The sequence below is a fragment of the Bacillus pfraonensis genome (assembly GCF_050768835.1).
Classification (GTDB): Bacteria; Bacillota; Bacilli; order Bacillales; family Bacillaceae_G; genus Bacillus_A; species Bacillus_A pfraonensis.
In genome coordinates, this window is sequence record NZ_JAHCDO010000004.1 from 47,660 (window position 1) to 67,063 (window position 19,404).

A 19,404-nucleotide genomic window follows, 5' to 3' on the forward strand; every position below is an offset into this window, starting at 1 on the left:
CCAATGTAAGAAGTTTGGATATATGTTTAGACTTCTTACATTATTGATATAATGTTGCGATTTTTTGTTAGGAGGAAGAAGTAGTGAGCTCAAAATATATGATTGGTGTAGATATAGGGACAACTAGTACAAAATCAGTTCTATTTTCGATTGATGGATCTGTTATTGCGAGTCATGGAATTGAATATCCTTTATATTCTCCAACACCAGAAACAGCAGAACAAGATCCGGAAGAGATTTTTCAAGCGGTGATAAATACGATTAAAGTAACTATACAATCAAGTAATATACAGCCGATTGATATTCTTTGTGTTTCTTTTAGTTCGGCAATGCATAGCATCATTGCTGTAGATAAAGAGGGAACTCCATTAACAAAATGTATCACTTGGGCAGATAACAGAAGCTCAGAATGGGCTCAGAGAATAAAGAATGAGATGAATGGCCATGAAATTTACCTTCGTACAGGGACACCAATCCATCCTATGTCACCGCTTTCGAAATTAGTTTGGCTTCAGAACGAGCATGCAGAATTATTTGCAAAAAGCTATAAATTCATTTCTATCAAAGAGTATATTTTCTATAAGTTATTTAAGGAATACGTAATTGATCATTCGATAGCATCGGCTACAGGGATGCTCAATTTAAAATCGTTAAAATGGGATGAAGAAGCTCTTCATGTTGCAGGGATTTCAGAAGGCCAGCTTTCTAAACTGGTTCCAACAACGTTCAGCTTGAGAGGATTAGATGAAAATCTTGCAAGAGAGATGAATTTACCTGTTTCTACTCCCTTTGTAGTAGGAGCTAGTGATGGAGTACTATCTAATTTAGGGGTAAATGCGATAGAGCCTGGAGTTGTGGCCGTTACAATTGGTACAAGTGGTGCGATACGCGCTGTAACGAATCGTCCTGTATCAGATCCTAAGGGAAGGATTTTTTGTTATGCGCTAACTGAGGAGCATTGGGTAATTGGTGGGCCAGTTAATAACGGTGGTATGATTTTCAGGTGGGCTCGTGACCAATTAGGTACTTCAGAAATTGAACTTGCGAAGCGTTTAGGGAAAGACCCATATGAAGTGCTTACTGAAATAGCAGCAAAAGTTAATCCTGGATCTGATGGTTTATTATTTCATCCGTATCTAGCAGGGGAAAGAGCTCCTTTATGGAATGCAAATGCGCGAGGATCTTTCTTTGGACTAGGATTACATCATAAGAAAGAACATCTTATTCGTGCTGTTTTAGAGGGGATAATTTATAACTTATATACTGTTCTTCTTGCTTTAAAAGAGCTAATTGGCGAACCGAGAAAAATTCAAGCGACTGGAGGCTTTGCAAGGTCAGAACTTTGGAGACAGATGATGGCGGATATTTTTCATCAAGACGTATATGTTCCTGAAAGTTTCGAAAGCTCTTGCTTGGGAGCTGCTATACTTGGTTTATATAGTCTAGGTGAAATAGATACATTACATGTAGTTTCTGAAATGGTAGGTGCAAATTATTATCACGAGCCAAACATGGAAAGTGTGGAAAAATATAAAGATTTAGCACCTATCTATATTCGCCTGTCCCGTCACTTGGAAGAAGAATATGAAAGTATAGCAGCTTTTCAGAAAAAATGGGTTTAGAGGCTATTCAGTAGAAAAATATGATAATTTATAAAGAGGTACTCAGAGTCTTTTGGGATACCTCTTTATAAATTATTTTAAGACTATTTATTAAGAAGTATGATGAATAAAACTATAGGGGGAGCGGTTTATAATAATGATGAATAACAAAGAACTTATTGGATATATTGGAACTTATACTAGAGGAGACAGCAAAGGGATATATACTTTTACTTTAGAAACAGAAATGAAAAAAATTAGTAATGTAAGACCAGTAGCAAATCTGGATAACCCTACATATTTAACCATTAACCAAAGTAATCAATATCTCTATTCTGTTATAAAGGAAGGGGAAGCCGGTGAGAAAAACTAAACATTTGTGTTATGAATACCCTAATTATTAAAAATGATTTAAATATCTTTGTCATGCGAAGTACGATATTTTCATTCGACGAAAGACAAAAAATAACTTCGTTGAGAAGGATTAAATATACTTTTTTTGTCTAGAATATGGATTTAAACTAATATAAATTGTTTGAAATAACTTATCTAATTTTTAGGAATGTCCTTAAAATATCACTTGTAAATTCAAATTCATTAAAGTTAAGAGCCACTTTATGCTTAACAAAGTCTAGGGTAGGCTTACTCCTAAAATCACCTAAACTTTGTCCGAAAGCATCTCCTCGATCAACTACAATTTTAATGGGCAGGTCTCTTATAGTTACCTTGTTTCTATTTAATAAATACCAAATTGGAAATACATCATGTAAGGGGCTCCCTAGAATTCCAGGTACGCTTTGTGAATAAAATTGATAATAAAAATTTAATAATGGTTTAATAATTAAACCTATTGGATCTTTTGTCTTCTGATGAAAATAATCAATCTGTTCGACTTGTTGAGGTGTAATAAGAGCTCTTTGTGTGACATTCAAAGGGATAACTGTTAAATTTTTGGCATAAGTAATGATAATATTGGCTGCATACGGATCACTATGAAAATTAGCTTCTGCAGATGCTGTGACATTCCCTGGGTAAAAAAAGGCTCCACCCATTAATAAATATTCTTTTGCTTCTTGCATAAGTTGTAATCCTAAAACAAATGTTGTTGCTAGGGAGGTAAGCCTTCCAACATTAACAATTGTTAAATCGTTTATGTTTTTCTCTACCAAATCTAGTACCATATGTAGGGGGTAAATTGGATAATTTATTGATGGGGTAATAATTGGCCCTAAACCTTCGGGACCATGTACATCTGAATAATATTCTGCTGTAATACCTGTTAGGGTACAGGATGCTCCTTCATAGACAGGTATACCTTTCTTCCCTGATAAGTACTTTAAGTAATTTATATTTTTAAGAACTTTTTCTCTTGGTACATTTCCATAATCTGCTACTATCCCGACTATTTCAATTTCTTTAGTAAAAAAAGAATATATGAGTGCTATTGCATCATCAATTCCAAAATCACCAAAAAGTAAAATTTTTTGTTTCATCATTTTGCCTCTTTCATTATATATTGTTTGATACTTTTCTAAGCAATATATATTTCGGTTTGATTAATTTATTCCTTGGAACCAGTAAATATTAATGACACTAATAACATGTAATGCTTTTACAATATATGTTTGAAATGCATGATACTTTTTTCCGTTTAATTACAGAGCTTTAAGTGAGTCTAACCAAGCTTTTTTATAAGTATAGAATGTTCATATAAAAATAAAGGGAAAAGGATTCATATTGATTAAAGGAGGAACTTTCAATCAATATTTATTTTAAAGCCATATCTTTCCTAGATTTTCTTAAGCATAAGGAATTTCTTAACTTTATAAACATAAGTTAGATAGCATTTCTTTGTAGTGCATATATTTTATGTTGAAGAGAATAATACTTTTAATGTAGTTTCAAGTATGTAGGGAGGGGAAGGAGGAGTGAAAGAGTGGATTGCTACTGTTTTAAAAAGCAAAGCAAAAAAAGAACAGAAGAAAAATGTTTATCAGATTTTTGAAACAGCTAAGAAGTCAATGGATTTTAAACAATTCTCTCCCTCGGAGCATTCAGATTTTTTGTTTATTAGTTACTATAGCACACTAATAGAGGGAGAAAAATTTCAGAGGGTTTTATTAGCATCTATTCAACGTAATATACATAATATAAATACTTTAGAGCAATTAAGAAGTTGTATACCTTTAGAAGATATTATAATTACTGATGATGTTGAAGAAATCGAATTAAAGTTAAATCAAGGATTTGTCGTTATTCAACTTAGAGAAACGGATGTTCTTTGTGCATTAATTAATGTTGAGAATGCAAGCTTGGGATTAAGAGAAAATAACGAAACTGAGAATGAATTTAGTGTGGTAGGACCTAAAATAGGGCTTGTTGAAAACATTGATGTAAATATTCATTTGTTGAGAAAACAAATAGTAACATCAAATTTAATTTTTGAGGAAATAACAGTAGGTTCTATGTCGAAAACTAAAGTCTTGATTTTCTATTTAAATGGTGTGACGAATCCAGAACATATTAATACCGTTAGAGAAAGATTAGGAAATATTGATTTTGATGTAGTTTTTGATAGTTCTCAAATTGATCAAATAATAACGGATAATTCTAATACTCCTTTTCCGTTATTTCTTTCAACTGAAAGAATTGATCGTGTTATATATGCTCTCATTAACGGGCAAGTTGCAATAATGAGTAATGGCTCACCATATGCTATTACAGGGCCAGCTACTATTATGGATTTTTTTATTTCTCCCGAAGATTATTATTTACCTTGGATCATCGGTTCTTTTTTTCGGATTATAAGAATATTTGGTGTCATTTTTTCTATATTTTCAACACCCATTTATGTTGCTGTTTTAACGTATCACTATGAAATTATTCCAATGGATTTACTAGGTCCTATTGTAAGTTCTAGGGCAAACGTTCCTTTTCCACCAGTATTAGAAGTAATATTTTTAGAAATAACAATTGAATTATTACGAGAAGCAGGAGCGAGATTGCCAACGAAAATTGGCCAGACTTTAGGTATCGTAGGAGGAATTGTTATCGGACAAGCTTCTGTTGAAGCAGCACTAACAAGTACGATCCTTCTTATCACAGTTTCTCTGTCAGCTTTAGCATCATTTACAACACCGATTTTTAAGATGTCTAATACAATTCGTTTATTAAGATTTCCATTTATATTTGCTGCATCTCTCTGGGGTGGATTTGGAATTATACTTAGTATTGTTTTTTTATTAACTCATTTAATGCGATTAAAATCTCTTGGAACACCCTATATGGTTCCTATGTACCCTTTTAGGAAATCTGATTATGCCGATAATTTTATTCGTTCCTCCTATAAAAATACGACGAACAGGTTAAGATATCTAAAGCCAAAGGTATTAAAAAGATATAATTCAGAGAATGATCATGATGATATAAATAACGAATAATACATCATAATTATCCAGATTTGGAGAGGTTATTATGAACAAAGTTGTTATTTTAGCCATTGTTGTTATCGTTTTATGTGGATGTGTTCGTATGAAGGAAGTCGATAAGTTAGATATTATTCAAGTATTAGGTTTTGATAAAAATGGAGATAAGCTGACAGGAACAGCACTTTACCCTGAATACAATCAAAATCGTCAGGAAAATAAAGCGGGATTTCTAAGGGCAGAGGCTTCTACTGTGAATCTTATTTTAAGTAGAATGAATCGGAAGGCAGCATCTCCAGTTGAAATTGGAAAATTAAAAGTTTTGATGTTTGGAGAAAGTATAGCGAAAGAAGGAATTTCTGACCTTGTACGAGCTATATGCCGCGACCCATTAATTGGAAGTAATTTACAAATTGTTGTTGCTGAAAAATCAGCTGAAAAGTTATTAAAAGAAGCCAAAAAAGAAGGGGCATTATATCTATTTGAATTAATAAAACAAAATATACAAAAAGAAAGTTCCCCGCTTACTAACGTGCAAATGTTTTTATTTAATTATTATGGAGAAGGTAGGGATGCCTATTTACCTTATTTAAAAGTGAATAAGGACCATTCTATAGCGATAGATGGGATAGGTATTATGAAGGGAGAAAAATTAAAGTTACATTTGAATGAGAATGAGATGTTCACATTTAAGTTACTCTCTGGACATGGGATGAATGGGAATATTGAAATGCCAATAAAAAAGGAAAATAAAGCAGGGTATATTGTCTATAATAATTTATACGGTACGGTGAAAATGAAAGCGAGTGGTTTAGATGTTAAGCCTAAAGTAACAGTTAACATTACAATGAGCGGATTAATTAAGGATTCTCCAAGTTGGTTAGATTTAAAAAATACTCATAATATAAAGTTCTTAACCAAAAAGATAGAAATAAAACAGACAAAAGAAGTATATAGACTTATAAAAAAGCTACAAAAGTATGAAGTAGACCCAATTGGGATTGGAGATTTTATTAGAGGTAGACAACGTAATTGGAATGAGAAAGAATTTTATAAAATCTATCCCTTAGTTACATTTAAAGTGGAAACACAGTTGAAGTTATTACAATCGGGTGTTGGTGAATAAATTGAAATGGTGAGATACATGAATAAAGTAAGAGTGAAAGAAAGTTCTATGGTAACACCATTTTTTGTATTTTTTTTAGTCCATTCCTCACAAACTGGAGTAGGAGTTTTAGGATATCAAAGGGAACTCATACAAGGAGCAGGACATGATGCATGGCAGTCAATCTTGATTACAGGTATAAGTATACATATTGTGATAAAAATGATGTATTCAGTTTTAAAATATGCAGAAGACGGAGATTTAATTTCAATCAATAATAAACTTTTTGGTAAGAATATAGGATATATTCTATCAAGTTTATTTATAGGATATATGATTGTTTCAGCGATTATTGTTATCAGAGCATACATAGAGATTTTGCAGGTTTGGATTTTTCCTACGGTTCATACATGGGAGTTTACATTACTTATATTGATAGTAATTTATTATATTGTAGCAGGTGGATTCAGGGCAGTAACTGGGATAAGTTTTTGGAGTGTAATAATTCCATCTTTTTTAATAATCACAGTGTTCTTTCTAATTAAGTATATGGTATGGAATAATTTTTTACCTGTTTTTAATCATGACATATTTGAAGTTTTGCAATCGGCGAAGGCTTCAACTTTTATGTATTTGGGATTCGAGACATTATTTTTATATTACCCATTTATTAAAAATAGGGATAAATCAGTAAGATGGGCACATTTAGCTACTTTAACTACAACTACTATCTATCTGATGTTAACAATTATTTCTTTTGGATATTTCACTCAAGGAGAAATTAAGCATACAGTCTGGGCTACACTAATACTTACAAAGGTGTTTGAACTTCCATTTGTTGAGAGAATTGAGTACATTATTATCTTTATTTGGTTTTTTATCATTTTGCCTCCAATTTGTTGTGCAATCTGGGGGAGTACGAGAGGAATTAAAAGAATGTTTAATGTTAAACCAAAAATATCATTGGTTTGTATTTGTATAGTAATATTTGTATTTGCAATATTTATTGATAAGCGAATTAAGATAGAAAAACTAAGTGATATTACGTCTAATATTGGATTTTATATTTTATATGCTTATATTCCTTTGATGTATATAATGATGAAAATTAAGCAAGCTTTTCAAAAATAATATATCTATGTTTTATATAGGTAAGTCTGAATTTCTGGTTAAGTCACGTGCAAAAACTTAACCTGTTTTACTAGGATCGTACTCAACAAAACCTTCTAGTACTTTGTCAATCTGATTCATTATTTCAGGTTCCAGTTTGACACCAGAAGCGAACGCATTCTCTCTTACCTGTTCCGGGCTCGAGGCACCGATAATTGCTGAGGAAACATTCTGGTTTTGTAGTACCCAAGCTACTGCGAGTTGAGCGAGGGTAAGATTAATCTCTTGAGCGATGGGTTTGAGTTTCTGGATAGCAGTGAGCACATTGTCGTTCATCCAACGTTGTGCAAGATTATAAAAAATGGTTTACCAGCAGGAAAATTAGCACGTGATTGAGTTGGTACTGGTTTTTGGGGTGGATATTTTCCAGTGACAACACCTTGTGCGAGAGGCGACCATACTACTTGCCCAAGTCCCTCACGTTGACAGGTTGGTATCACATCGGTTTCGATAACTCTCCACAACATTGAATACTGGGGTTGGCTAGCGATGAGTGGAATATTCAATTCCCGTGAAAGTACTGCACCACGGGTGATTTGTTCTGCTGTCCACTCACTTACACCGATATAAAGCACTTTACCTTGTCTTACAAGATCTGCGAAAGCTAACATCGTTTCTTCAAGAGGAGTAGTTGGGTCAAATCTGTGTGTATAATAGACATCAATATAGTCGGTCTGTAAACGATGCAAAGATGCATTACAACTTTCTAGAATATGCTTTCGTGATAAACCTTTATCGTTTTGCCCATTCCCAGTCGGATGGCACACCTTTGTACATAGTTCAATGCTCTCCCTTCGTATACCTTGTAAAGACCGGCCGAGTACTTATTCAGCCTTAGTGTCTGAATAAACATCAGCAGTATCGAATGTTGTTATACCGACATCTAGTGCTGCTTTAACACACTCTTTTGCAGTATCCTCATCTACTTTACTCCCATGATTTATCCAGTTTCCGTATGCAATCTTGCAGACTTGCCAATAGAGGGTATGAAGATACATGACAATTGATTAAAATGAAGTATTAGGCTTGATCATAATAAGCAAAAAGCTCCTTCAAAATAACTTTTCTTAAAAGGGGAGCATTGTTATGTTATTTAAGTTTATTGAGGGGCTTTCGTTTGAAGCAACTTTAACCCCATACCAATAAGAATCATTCCTGTTACCTTACAAAAGTAATTCATGAAGTTTCCGCTTTCTTGTCTTTCTATAATTGTAGAAAGACAGGAATCTCTAAACTAAAAAATTATGAACTAACGTTGATAAATAGTCAGTGTCAAAATTTTAGTAGGTACTTTCATGTCTCAGCAAAAGGATATGAAAGTCTAAACTTTTTGACAGTGAGACAAGAAACTCTAAACTACTTAGCCAATAATAAAACAATATGAATGAGAATAGATCAATTTTTAAAAGAAAATATATGAAATGTAATTTTATAAAAAAATTGACAACTTATAATAAAGTTTGATTAACAATCCTGTTTTTACAGTTTTTTTCTTTAATATAAGGTCGACAGGCTAGTTGAACAAGAAAAATAAAAATCATTCTATAATAAATGCTTTTTATCTTTATCATCATTTGGTGATGTACTAGAGTGTGTTAATATGCTGCCTAATACTTTTTCAGTAAATGGCATAAAGTAATTAAGAATTAGCCCCCCTAAACAAATGATTAGTAAAGTTCCAACACCAATTGGTCCATTTATAATCATTGCCATTATCAAGAATACGAGGTAAATGAATGTTCTCGAAAAAAATATATTTGTTCTAGTTAATTCTTGTACGATTAACGTTAATCGGTCAACTGGAATCGGTGCAAAATTTGTGTATAAATATGTTGCAGTTCCTAATCCTATAACAACTAATCCAATTCCAAAACAAACAACTTTGCTGTACCATAGTTCAGGTGCTATCAAATCATGCAATAAAAAAAGCCAAATATCAATACTAATACCCGTTATAAATGCTGTTAACAACCCTAAAAATTCTGGTCTTTGTCTTTTTAAAAATGAATTACAACATATCAATATTAAAGCTATTATTATTTCCCAACTTCCTACAGTAAGCCCCACATTTATGGACAGTCCTACCAAAAGTGCATCAAAAGGTGAAGTTCCAAGATCTGATTGTATAGTGAAAGAAATACCAAGGGTTAATATTAAAATTCCTAATACATAAAAAACATATTTCACTTTACTCACCCCCTTTACCACTGTTTTTATTGCATTTGCAACAAAAATAATATATATTGAACTTAACTCAACTTTGTTGCATTTGCAATAAAAATATATACTAAGGAGTTAATTATGAAGGAAATTCTTCGTGAAATTGGAATGATAGCAAGGGCATTAGATTCTATAAGTAATATAGAATTTAAAGAATATGACCTTACAAAAGGACAGTATTTGTACCTTGTGCGAATATGTGAAAAACCGGGAATCATTCAAGAAAAGTTATCAGAGCTGATAAAAGTAGATCGAACAACGGCAGCTCGTGCTATAAAAAAACTTGAAATTAATGGATTTATTGAAAAGAGAGAAGATGAATATAACAAAAAAATTAAAAAGCTCTTTCCAACAGAGAAAGGGAAAAATGTTTATCCTTTTATAAAAAGAGAAAATGATTATTCTAATATCGTTGCATTAGAGGGATTTTCTGAAAGAGAGGTAGAAGCCATTTTCAACCTTCTTCAAAGAGTAAGGAAAAATATAGAAAAAGACTGGGAATTTGTAAAAAAGGGAAACAAGAGAAATTATTGATTATATAAAGGAGCGACATATTTAAATGACTATAAATATAAAAAAGTGTACTCTTGAAGATTTACGCAAACTTCAAGAAATTAGTTATGAAACATTCAATGAGACATTTAAACATCAGAATTCACTCGAAAATATGAAAGCATATTTGGAAAGGGCGTTCAACCTAAAACAATTAGAAAAAGAATTATCTAATATTTCATCACAATTCTTTTTTATTTGTTTTAATAATGAAGTCGCTGGATATTTAAAGGTCAATACCAATAATGCTCAGTCTGAAGAAATGGGTGATGAATCACTTGAAGTCGAGAGGATTTATATAAAGAACAAATTCCAAAAACATGGGCTTGGCAAATATCTGCTAAATAAAGCTGTGGAAATTGCGATGGAACGTAATAAAAAGAAAATCTGGTTAGGCGTATGGGAAAAAAATAAAAATGCTATTGCTTTTTATAAGAAAATGGGGTTTATCCAAACTGGAGCTCACTCTTTTTATATGGGTGATGAAGAACAAATGGACTTTATCATGACTAAAACACTCATATAACTTTTTTGAAAGGTGGGTTATTATGTATATTCCAAAATATTTTAAGATCACAAACGTTGAAGAAATTTGGGATTTTGTTCAAAAAAACTCTTTTGGCACGATTATTACAACAGAACAAGGGAAACCAATTGCCACTCATTTGCCTTTGGGGTTAAATAAAAAAGGTGATGATTATTATATTACTGGACATATGGCTTACGGAAACCCCCAGTGGAGAACATTTGAAAACTGTGAAACCTGTGAAGATATGCTTGTTATGTTTCAGGGGCCGCACGCTTACATTTCTTCTTCTTGGTATGGGCATGAAGAAGTTCCAACATGGAATTATCAAGCCGTCCATATATATGGTAAAGGAAGCATTTTAGAGAAAGATGAATTAATAGAAGAATTAACAATAGTACTGGAAAAATATGAGAGAAATCGAAAAAATCCAGTTTTATGGGATAAACTTTCTCCTAATCTTTTAGAAAGAGAATTGAAAGGTATAGTTGGATTTAAGATTAAGGTGGGAGAAATTCAGGCTGCATATAAATTGAGTCAGAACCGCAATGAAACGGATTATATTAACATCATTAATAAATTACAAAACGAAGGAAATCCAAATTCTAATCAAATGGCAGAACTGATGAGAAGGAGATTTAAGAATCACATATAAGCCTATGTTCTTCAACTAAAGCACTCGTTAACTTAAGTACATTTCTTCACAAATTTTTTATGAAAAGTCGCTATTATTACAGAAGATGCCAAAAGTAATCAGCTTCGTTTAAGCGCCTTTAAAGATGTCATGCAAGAAGAGGGAATAATTGTACCCAGCGATTATGTAGTGAAAAAGCAGTTGCGATTGGAAATGCACACGGTATGTACAATGGAGATCCTACTGTGGTTAACAATGCCGTTGGAAATGCTCCTTATTCAGATTACTTTACAGATCATCAAGATGTGATTGATGCCGCATACGAAAACGCTAAACATCCTAATAATAAAAGGAAAATAATCGTAAGAAACGAAGAAGTTTAAGGTGAGCTTGCTGATATATGAGCTTTCTTCTATTACATTCATTAAAGGGGGATTATAAAATGTCTGATTTGTATTCTCGTCTTTCCAAAAATGATGCCGCTGTTCTTTTAGTGGACCACCAAACAGGTCTTATTTCCAGCCTAGTGCGTGACTATGGTATTGATGAATTCAAGAACAATGTTATGGCTCTGGCTAATACCGCTAATTTTTTTGATTTACCAGTTATTTTAACAACAAGCTTTGAAAACGGACCGAACGGCCCACTAATGCATGAATTGGTTGAGCTCTTTCCTGGTGCGCCCAAAATAGCTCGTCCTGGACAAATTAATGCATGGGACAATGAAGAATTTGTTAAAGCCATTGAAGAAACAGGTAAAAAGCAACTAATAATTGCAGGGGTTGTTACTGATGTTTGTGTTACGTTCCCAGCACTATCTGCTGTAAACGCAGGATATGAGGTATTTGTTGTAACTGATGCATCAGGGACTTTTAGTAAACAAGTTGCAGATGCTGCTCTTATGCGTATGGCTCATGGAGGGGTCCAACTAATGAACTGGTTTAGCGTTGCAGCAGAATTACAGCGTGACTGGCGAAATGATGTTGAAGGCTTTGGATCTTTACTTGCTAAACATCTTCCTAGTTATCAAAATATCATGGAAAGCTATATGAGAGCTCAAAGAGAGCTTAGCAAGTAAAATTACTTAATTAATAGTAGTACTGTTTCATTTTTTCTTTTGTATTTCTATACTTATTTTTTTATGTGATTCCGTCTAACTGTGGCTTTGAGATAAAGTTCTATAATATAAGACATCACAACAAACGTTTGGTGATGTCTTATTTGTTTTATGTGATTACTGTATAGAAATTAATATTTTACATAAATGATTGTCAATTATTTATGAAGTATATCTTTCTACCATTTTAGGTTTCTCATCTTTCATGTACAAAATGTAAATAGGATCATGAGTGAGATCTATTGGCTGACCCGGGATTTTTTCAATGCGCATCGCACCTTTTGTTTTCACCATCGTATAGTAAGGATTGAGGGGAATTTCTTCAACTGGGAGCGTTTTGACGAATTGAAAACCCAGGGAATGCAAGTATTCTTGACTTTTTTCAGACCCTGCTAGATAATCTTCTTTCGAAACTATCTGAAGAGCACCACTAGGATCGGCACCTACCAAAGGATCAATCACATGAGGAGCAAGAAGTTCTGGCTCAAATATATAATTGAAAATTTAACTATTTTTTAAGTACTATGAAAAACCCCCTCGTTTTATATACGAGAGGGTTTTTCATAGTGTCCACTTTGTATGTGTGAATATTAATTTACTTTTTTTATAAATCCTTTGTAATGACGTTTTACAAGCTGACTTTCTAATGTTTTCATTGTTTCTAATGCTACCCCTACAATGATGAGTAAGCTTGTGCCACCAATTTGAGCGGAAGGCGGTAAAGTAGCAACCTTCGTGAATACAAGTGGTAAAATTGAGATAGCACCTAAGAAGATGGCACCGATAAATGTTAAGCGATACAAAATTTTTGTTACATATTGTTCCGTTAATTTCCCTGGTCGGATACCTGGAACATATCCGTTTTGCTTTTTTAAGTTTTCTGCCATTTGTTCAGGATTTACTTGGATAAATGAATAGAAATATGTGAAAGCAATAATAAGACCTACATAAAGTGTCATACCGACTGGATGTGCAAAATCTAGATTTGTACTTAACCATTTAGAAACACTTGAGTTCGGGAAAAGCTGTGCAATTGTCCGCGGCGTCATAAGAAATGCGGAAGCAAAGATTACCGGAATTACACCCGCACTATTTACTTTAAGTGGTAAATGAGTATTTTTTGCTCCTTGGTATTGATTGTTTCCTGTTGCAGCTTTTGCATATTGAATCGGTATTTTTCGAACCGCTTGTTGGATATAAATAACACCGATAACGATTGCTAAAATAACTAATCCAATCAAGATGATTTTTACGATATGCATAAAGAGTTGATCTCCAGCATTTTGGAATTGTTGTAAATAAATTTGATTTACGACATTCGGAATTGCCGCAACAAGCCCTGCAAAGATAAGCATTGAAATTCCATTCCCTACGCCATTTGCAGTAATTTGTTCACCTAACCAAAGTAAAAATGCAGTACCAGCAGTTAGTACTGTAGCGATAAATAAATAAGTAGTCCATCCTGGATTAGAAATTAATTGCCCGCCTGCTATATTGTTAAAGCCGATAGACATCCCTATGGCTTGAATGAATGCGAGAATGATTGTAAAGTATCGGGTAAATTGAGCTGACTTTTTGCGGCCCATTTCTCCTTGCTTTGCCCACTCTGTAAATTTTGGTACAACATCCATCTGTAACAACTGTACAATGATGGAAGCCGTAATGTATGGTGTAATACCTACAGCAAAGATTGAGAAGTTTTGCAATGCTCCTCCGCCAAATACATTAAGCATACCTAAAACATTGGCTTGATCTTGTACTTTTAATACCTCTGCATTAGTATGAGGAACTGGTATAAACGTACCAATTCGAAAAACAATTAACATCGCAAGTGTAAAAAGGATTTTCCTTCTTATCTCAGCTGCTCTCATAAAATTTGAAATCGTACGAAACATCATGTCGCCTCCTGTATTTTTTATCAGCTACCTAAAAGGAAAAACTGAATATTATATCCTGATGAATAAACCACAAACCTCCTTCCGTGTAGAATTCATTTGACAAATGGATTTTCATACATTTTGTAGTTTTGTCACGGATATAAGAAATACAAGTATGTATATGAGCGATAGATGGATAATCGCAATCATTCAATAACCATAATATACCTAATAAATAAAAGAATGTACATAGATAAGACTGAAAAGAATGAAAAAACACATGAGAAGGATTAGGATTTGCCTGTTTTTCATAAATATTGCTTATACGAAATTTTAATTGCTATAATTTTTTTAATAATGAAAAGGAGGTGAGTAGATTCCATGATATATGTAATAAGTAAATGTGTAGAAATACATCTGAATCGTTCTCACTCATATGGATGCTGTAATAGTTTGTTTTCTAAAATATAATCCTGAGATTCATATATTTCCACATCGTTTATGTAAAAAATAAAATGAGGTGGATCGTATGATGAAATTGAGTTCTATGCTGAAGATAGTAGAAACTGTTGATGATAAATGGAGAAGTTCGTTAGCAGAGCAAATTCTCGAAAGTTGGGAATATGACAAGAAGTCATTATATTATTTTCGTTCAAGTGCAAATTTCATATTTGTATTCAAAAAGGATGGAGAATGGCATTTTCTTAGATTTATAGAAAAACAGGAAAGAAATATAGATGCACTTAAAGATGAAATAGATATTTTGTTTTATTTATCTCGCCATTCCATACGTGTTGCAGAACCAGTTCAATCAAAAAATAAACGTTATATTGAAGCGGTTGAGACTGAATTAGGAATTTTTTATGCAGTTGTTTTTAAAGGACTTGACGGTAAGCAATACGAGGTTGAGCAATTAAGAGAAGAGCAATTTTTATTATGGGGAAGAACTTTAGGTAAGCTTCATCAAGTTTTGAAAAAAATGCCCAAAGATTTTCATCAAAATCGTGCAACCTGGAAAGATCATCTTAATTTTGTAACAAAGACATTGCCTGAAAGTGAGTGGGCTGCCTATAAAGAATTAGAGAAAATTTCTACTTGGGCGAGTAATTTATCTATTACCAGTGATAACTTTGGAATCGTACATTATGATTTTGAATTAGATAATCTCTGTATAAATAAAGACGAAGTTGGAATTATTGATTTTGATGATTGTGCTAACTATTGGTACGTTGCGGATATTGCATATGCTTTACGAGACATATTTCATGAGGGAGTAGATATGGATCATCCATTCTATCAAGTATTTCTCAAAGGGTATACACTTGAAACAACAGTTGATAAAGATATTTTAAGGGATTTACCATTGTTTATGAGGATGCATCAATTAATTATATTTGCGAAAATGCTACGAACGGTTGATATTCCAGAATCAAAGAATCATCCAGAATGGTTACAGAATTTACGAAAAAAACTTATGAAGCAGTTCATTGAAGACACTCGTGAAAGGTTGGAAAAACTACATTCCTAAACTGTAGTAAAAAGCATACTGCATCTGTTAGTATGCTTTTGCTTTGTATTGATTTATAAGTGTTTTTTATTATAGGGAAGATATGGACAATCAATCCTTTATGGTTATGGAGGCGAAATAAAAATCAAAAAACGAAGGGAGATTAGTATCAAAAAATACTAGTATCCCTTCGTTTTTGTGACTAAAAATAAAACTGATGTAAATGTAGTTTTCCTATATTATTTGTTTGGCATTGCAGATATATATTTTTTAACTACTTCATAAACATATTCTTGATTTGCCGATGCTGTATTTGGATTGTATTTACCATTATTTGTTTTATTATTAGATAGTACTCGAATGCCTAAGAATGGTACGTCATAAGCTTTTGCGATTTGTGCTGCGGCAGCACCTTCCATTTCTTCTACAGATGTACCGTACTTAGTATGGAACCATTTAATGCGATCAACTTCATTATTCCAAAGATCTGCTGAGCCTATAGTACCTTCAACTACTTTACCCTTCGTGTACTTATCTTTTACTGCATTAGCAGCTTCAAGCAAATCTTTATCGCCTTCGTAGTAGCGGGCCTTTTCGGCATTCGGGTCTTCTCCTGCACTTCCTTCAGAAGCCATTAAGTCCATAGATATCCATTTTGTTGGATCCATTCCTTGATTTTCATCCATATTTGCTGTTTTTAATGAACCTATGTTTGTAACTCTTTTTCCTAATACAATATCAAATACGTTTAAATTCGGATCATGTCCACCTGATGTCCCTTGATTGATGATTGCGATAGGTTTATATTTTTCGATTGCAATTGCTGTAGCTGCTGCTGTATTTTCCATTCCTTTACCTGTTTTCGCAACGATTACAGGATAGTTATCTACTGTTCCTTTATAAAATACAAAAGTTCCTGATTTTTCTTCTTTCACATCTTTTCACCTTTTTGCAAATTTTTCAGCCTCTATTGGCATTGGCCCTTGGATTAAAATAGGCTTTTGAATTGTTTTCGATTTCGCTTCGTTTTGTGAAGATGAACTACATCCTGCAAGTGCAGATAAGGCTAGTACACTAGTAGTCATTAAGACAGCACATTTTTTAACGATTTTGTTCTTCATAAATAATCTCTCCCTTTTTCTTGTTGTGTTGTATACTCGGCGTTTTAATCAAAGAAAAAAGTTCTAGAAAATGTAGAATGATTTCTACTTTCTAGAACTACGGAAGTCAAAGTATAGTTAATTCAGCAAAAATAGACTAATGCTAAATTATCAAACGGAAGCGGCTAAATACGCCGAACAACCGAGCACTTTAACCCGTAGTCCAGTTCTTTTATTGGGAACTAGGTAGAAACGCTCGGACCATATTACCGAGTATATACGAGTGATGGTATTTAAGATGATTATATTGATAATATAGCAAACTTATAATGGATATCCAACAGAAAAGTGAACTTTGTTTTTTATAATTTGTTTTAATGTTCGGTTTTATCGAGGTGAGAATGAAAGATAGGCCTGATTTTTAGGGATTCAAAACTAAAATAGCGGTATCAAATTTTTAATACAGTACCATTAAAGTATATATCTGGGAATTTTGTACCGGTACAGTTTGATTTAATTCACATTGTTTGTAAGCCACTTGACCTTTAGAATGAGCATATAGTGAAGAAGGCTATTAGTAATAATTCTATTTTAATCAATGCACCTTTTAAAGGATACTCTCGCTGTTTCTAGATAATTATCAAGTTTTAAAAAGATATATTTATATTACAAGAAAATAGTAGAGGAAGTGTTTTATATGACAGAATTTCAAAAAATGTTCTTTTCAAGATTGAACCTTGAAAAACAAAACACTATCGCATTTGAAGACTTAAATAAAATAATTAGAACGATGGCTTATGAAATACCTTTTGAAAATTTGGATATTGTGACTGGGACTACAAAAGAAATTTCTAAAGGAAATCTACAAGAAAAAATATTAATGAGTTCACGTGGTGGACTTTGTTATGAGTTGAATTCAATTATGTATTATTTTTTAAAAGATTGTGGTTTCGATGTTCAATTAGTATTAGGTACTGTTTATGATAGAGAAACAGAAGTTTGGGCCCTTGAGGAAGGACACGTTACAATCATTTTAAATTATAATCATGCAGTATATCTAATTGAGGTAGGGCTTGCTTCAGTGGTGCCTTTGATGCTTGTTCCATTTACTGGTGAGGTTGTTAAGTCGATAAATGGTGAATATCGTATTAGAAGAGAAAATTCAGATAAAGGGTCTTACGTTTTAGAGAGGCGAGATGTTAATCTATTACCTAAATCAAAAGAGCAGATAGAATGGAAATTATGTCATGCTTTTCATACAGATGTTATTGATGAAATAATCTTAAATCGAGTGCAAAAGAAAGTGATAGAAGATGAAAATTCCCGCTTTAATAAAGGACCAATTGTTGTGAAACTTATGGATTCTGGGTACGTTTCTTTAACGAAAGAAAGCCTAACTCAAACAATAAATGGTCAAAAAGATAAAAAGTTACTTACAGAACAACAATATACAGAGATATTAGAGGATAAATTTAATATTAAAATGTAAAAACAATGTAATTTATATTTCATTTTGAGAACAAAGAAATGCTTAAGTTGATGGTATGACGCTATTAAAGCGTAGTTTTTCGATTTACCGCCGATATCGCTTATAGTAATATTGTACTATAAAAACAACAATGAATTAAAAAAGAAGGAGCTATCAATGACAATTATCGCTAAATTAAACCTTAATAAGTATACAAATATGGTGGTAGTCAACCAACCAGAAGATTACGACGTTTTTACTGAACAAGCAACTACGCTTTCTAAAGATCATGATGCTATTTTCATTTTTGTAGAAACAATTGATGAGATGATTAAGCACACACAACTTATTCTTACTAAACAACTATTACTTGAAAAAGGCTATTTATTTTTTGCTTATCCGAAAAAAGGAAATACTCGTTATGAAACTTTTGTTCACAGAGATGAAATATTTCCAGCAATGAACGTTGGAGAAGATGGATATGTGGGTAATAGTGATATCAAATTTGCACGGATGGTAAGTATGGATGATATCTTTACTGTCGTTGGTTTGAAACGTGAAAAAAAGAAAGTTAAGAAAACATCTGCGGCTAGTCAATGTGTTGCTGATTATGTAGAGAATATTAAAGATGTAGAAGCATTATTAACCAATCATCCAAATGAACTTCAGTTTTATCAAAGTTTAACACCAGGATATCAAAAAGATTGGGCACGCCACATATTCTCAGCAAAACAGCAACAGACACGTGACAAGCGTGTACAGCAAATGATTGAAATCCTTTCACAAGGTTATAAATCAATTGATTTATTCCGTAGAAAGAAGAAATAAAGAAAACTTAATAGTAGAACGTGGACAGTTTAAAATTAGGGACTGAATGTTAAATACTAAGATATAAAAAACACATTCTTGATTTCATGCTATAAATAGGGAATCAAGAATGTGTTTTTTTGTGAACTTCAGTTTTTTATATCAAAGTACATAATGATGACACAATTAATAGAATGAAAAAGTTGAAAAAACATCTCCTTCCAGTATACTGAATATGGTTCAAGATTTATAAGAGTTGCTTTTTATAGCACATAAAATGTGTAGAGCTCTTGTG

15 protein-coding genes, 4 pseudogenes and 1 riboswitch are annotated in these 19,404 nt (G+C 32.7%); of the genes and pseudogenes, 13 read left to right on the forward strand and 6 right to left on the reverse strand.

The window, feature by feature from the left end; genetic code table 11:
• The first annotated feature begins 98 nt into the window (after positions 1–98).
• Positions 99–1,622 carry a gluconokinase gene (gntK, locus tag KFD70_RS04890; RefSeq protein ID WP_336451400.1) on the forward strand — a complete coding sequence of 508 codons (1,524 nt, stop codon included), beginning with the start codon at positions 99–101 and terminating at the stop codon, positions 1,620–1,622.
• A gap of 136 nt (positions 1,623–1,758) precedes the next feature.
• Positions 1,759–1,962, forward strand: a pseudogene (locus KFD70_RS04895) (beta-propeller fold lactonase family protein); the annotation flags it as partial.
• 184 nt (positions 1,963–2,146) lie between these two features.
• Here KFD70_RS04895 and KFD70_RS04900 read toward each other — a convergent pair.
• Positions 2,147–3,094, reverse strand: coding sequence for a nucleoside hydrolase (locus tag KFD70_RS04900; RefSeq protein ID WP_336451068.1), 948 nt, complete (start codon positions 3,092–3,094; stop codon positions 2,147–2,149).
• 435 nt (positions 3,095–3,529) lie between these two features.
• Between KFD70_RS04900 and KFD70_RS04905 the strand changes: the two genes are divergently transcribed.
• The 3 genes from KFD70_RS04905 to KFD70_RS04915 are packed head-to-tail and all read left to right on the forward strand — an operon-like array spanning position 3,530 to position 7,262.
• On the forward strand, positions 3,530–5,041 hold the full coding sequence (locus KFD70_RS04905; protein ID WP_336451069.1) for a spore germination protein: 1,512 nt from the start codon (positions 3,530–3,532) through the stop codon (positions 5,039–5,041).
• A 34-nt stretch (positions 5,042–5,075) separates the two neighbouring features.
• A complete protein-coding gene (locus tag KFD70_RS04910; RefSeq protein ID WP_336451070.1) occupies positions 5,076–6,152 on the forward strand; it encodes a Ger(x)C family spore germination protein in 1,077 nt (358 codons plus the stop codon).
• Positions 6,153–6,170: 18 nt separating this feature from the next.
• Positions 6,171–7,262, forward strand: coding sequence for a GerAB/ArcD/ProY family transporter (locus KFD70_RS04915; protein ID WP_336451071.1), 1,092 nt, complete (start codon positions 6,171–6,173; stop codon positions 7,260–7,262).
• Positions 7,263–7,319: 57 nt separating this feature from the next.
• On the opposite strand, the pseudogene KFD70_RS04920 reads toward KFD70_RS04915, so the two are convergent.
• Positions 7,320–8,299 (reverse strand): annotated as a pseudogene (locus tag KFD70_RS04920) (aldo/keto reductase family protein).
• A gap of 544 nt (positions 8,300–8,843) precedes the next feature.
• The gene (locus KFD70_RS04925; protein ID WP_336451072.1) at positions 8,844–9,488 is read right to left on the reverse strand and encodes a YczE/YyaS/YitT family protein; all 645 of its coding nucleotides are present in this window, start codon (positions 9,486–9,488) and stop codon (positions 8,844–8,846) included.
• Between the two features lie 114 nt (positions 9,489–9,602).
• On the opposite strand from KFD70_RS04925, the gene KFD70_RS04930 reads away from it, so the two are divergent.
• The 5 genes and pseudogenes from KFD70_RS04930 to ycaC all read left to right on the forward strand — a co-directional run bounded on the left by KFD70_RS04930 (position 9,603) and on the right by ycaC (position 12,311).
• Entirely contained in the window at positions 9,603–10,055 is a 453-nt protein-coding gene (locus KFD70_RS04930; RefSeq protein WP_336451073.1) for a MarR family winged helix-turn-helix transcriptional regulator, read from the forward strand.
• 25 nt (positions 10,056–10,080) lie between these two features.
• The gene (gene paiA, locus KFD70_RS04935) at positions 10,081–10,599 is read left to right on the forward strand and encodes a spermidine/spermine N(1)-acetyltransferase (protein ID WP_336451074.1); all 519 of its coding nucleotides are present in this window, start codon (positions 10,081–10,083) and stop codon (positions 10,597–10,599) included.
• Between the two features lie 22 nt (positions 10,600–10,621).
• On the forward strand, positions 10,622–11,254 hold the full coding sequence (locus KFD70_RS04940; RefSeq protein WP_336451075.1) for an FMN-binding negative transcriptional regulator: 633 nt from the start codon (positions 10,622–10,624) through the stop codon (positions 11,252–11,254).
• Between the two features lie 176 nt (positions 11,255–11,430).
• Positions 11,431–11,616 (forward strand): annotated as a pseudogene (locus KFD70_RS04945) (hypothetical protein); the annotation flags it as partial.
• Positions 11,617–11,675: 59 nt separating this feature from the next.
• On the forward strand, positions 11,676–12,311 hold the full coding sequence (ycaC, locus tag KFD70_RS04950) for an isochorismate family cysteine hydrolase YcaC (protein WP_336451076.1): 636 nt from the start codon (positions 11,676–11,678) through the stop codon (positions 12,309–12,311).
• A 201-nt stretch (positions 12,312–12,512) separates the two neighbouring features.
• On the opposite strand, the gene KFD70_RS04955 is transcribed toward ycaC, so the two are convergent.
• Both KFD70_RS04955 and secY read right to left on the reverse strand, forming a co-directional pair.
• Positions 12,513–12,800 carry a hypothetical protein gene (locus KFD70_RS04955; RefSeq protein WP_336451077.1) on the reverse strand — a complete coding sequence of 96 codons (288 nt, stop codon included), beginning with the start codon at positions 12,798–12,800 and terminating at the stop codon, positions 12,513–12,515.
• A gap of 140 nt (positions 12,801–12,940) precedes the next feature.
• Complete coding sequence (gene secY, locus KFD70_RS04960) at positions 12,941–14,245, reverse strand: preprotein translocase subunit SecY (protein ID WP_336451078.1); 1,305 nt, start codon at positions 14,243–14,245, stop codon at positions 12,941–12,943.
• Between the two features lie 511 nt (positions 14,246–14,756).
• On the opposite strand from secY, the gene KFD70_RS04965 reads away from it, so the two are divergent.
• Positions 14,757–15,755 (forward strand): phosphotransferase enzyme family protein, encoded by a 999-nt coding sequence (locus tag KFD70_RS04965; RefSeq protein WP_336451079.1) that lies wholly within the window; start codon positions 14,757–14,759, stop codon positions 15,753–15,755.
• Positions 15,756–15,973: 218 nt separating this feature from the next.
• Here the strand turns inward: KFD70_RS04965 and KFD70_RS04970 are convergent.
• Positions 15,974–16,855 (reverse strand): annotated as a pseudogene (locus KFD70_RS04970) (5'-methylthioadenosine/S-adenosylhomocysteine nucleosidase).
• 178 nt (positions 16,856–17,033) lie between these two features.
• Positions 17,034–17,137, reverse strand: a riboswitch (purine riboswitch).
• Between the two features lie 394 nt (positions 17,138–17,531).
• On the opposite strand from KFD70_RS04970, the gene KFD70_RS04975 reads away from it, so the two are divergent.
• Entirely contained in the window at positions 17,532–18,323 is a 792-nt protein-coding gene (locus KFD70_RS04975) for an arylamine N-acetyltransferase family protein (RefSeq protein WP_336451081.1), read from the forward strand.
• A 156-nt stretch (positions 18,324–18,479) separates the two neighbouring features.
• A complete protein-coding gene (locus tag KFD70_RS04980) occupies positions 18,480–19,130 on the forward strand; it encodes a YdeI/OmpD-associated family protein (protein WP_336451082.1) in 651 nt (216 codons plus the stop codon).
• Positions 19,131–19,404 lie beyond the last annotated feature (274 nt).

Bases quoted from the DNA above. Each gene is read 5' to 3' on its own strand.
- gntK (WP_336451400.1), top strand. From the start codon at position 99: ATGATTGGTGTAGATATAGGGACAACTAGTACAAAATCAGTTCTATTT.
- KFD70_RS04900 (WP_336451068.1), bottom strand. From the start codon at position 3,094: ATGAAACAAAAAATTTTACTTTTTGGTGATTTTGGAATTGATGATGCA.
- KFD70_RS04910 (WP_336451070.1), top strand. From the start codon at position 5,076: ATGAACAAAGTTGTTATTTTAGCCATTGTTGTTATCGTTTTATGTGGA.
- KFD70_RS04915 (WP_336451071.1), top strand. From the start codon at position 6,171: ATGAATAAAGTAAGAGTGAAAGAAAGTTCTATGGTAACACCATTTTTT.
- KFD70_RS04930 (WP_336451073.1), top strand. From the start codon at position 9,603: ATGAAGGAAATTCTTCGTGAAATTGGAATGATAGCAAGGGCATTAGAT.
- paiA (WP_336451074.1), top strand. From the start codon at position 10,081: ATGACTATAAATATAAAAAAGTGTACTCTTGAAGATTTACGCAAACTT.
- KFD70_RS04940 (WP_336451075.1), top strand. From the start codon at position 10,622: ATGTATATTCCAAAATATTTTAAGATCACAAACGTTGAAGAAATTTGG.
- ycaC (WP_336451076.1), top strand. From the start codon at position 11,676: ATGTCTGATTTGTATTCTCGTCTTTCCAAAAATGATGCCGCTGTTCTT.
- secY (WP_336451078.1), bottom strand. From the start codon at position 14,245: ATGTTTCGTACGATTTCAAATTTTATGAGAGCAGCTGAGATAAGAAGG.
- KFD70_RS04965 (WP_336451079.1), top strand. From the start codon at position 14,757: ATGATGAAATTGAGTTCTATGCTGAAGATAGTAGAAACTGTTGATGAT.
- KFD70_RS04975 (WP_336451081.1), top strand. From the start codon at position 17,532: ATGACAGAATTTCAAAAAATGTTCTTTTCAAGATTGAACCTTGAAAAA.
- KFD70_RS04980 (WP_336451082.1), top strand. From the start codon at position 18,480: ATGACAATTATCGCTAAATTAAACCTTAATAAGTATACAAATATGGTG.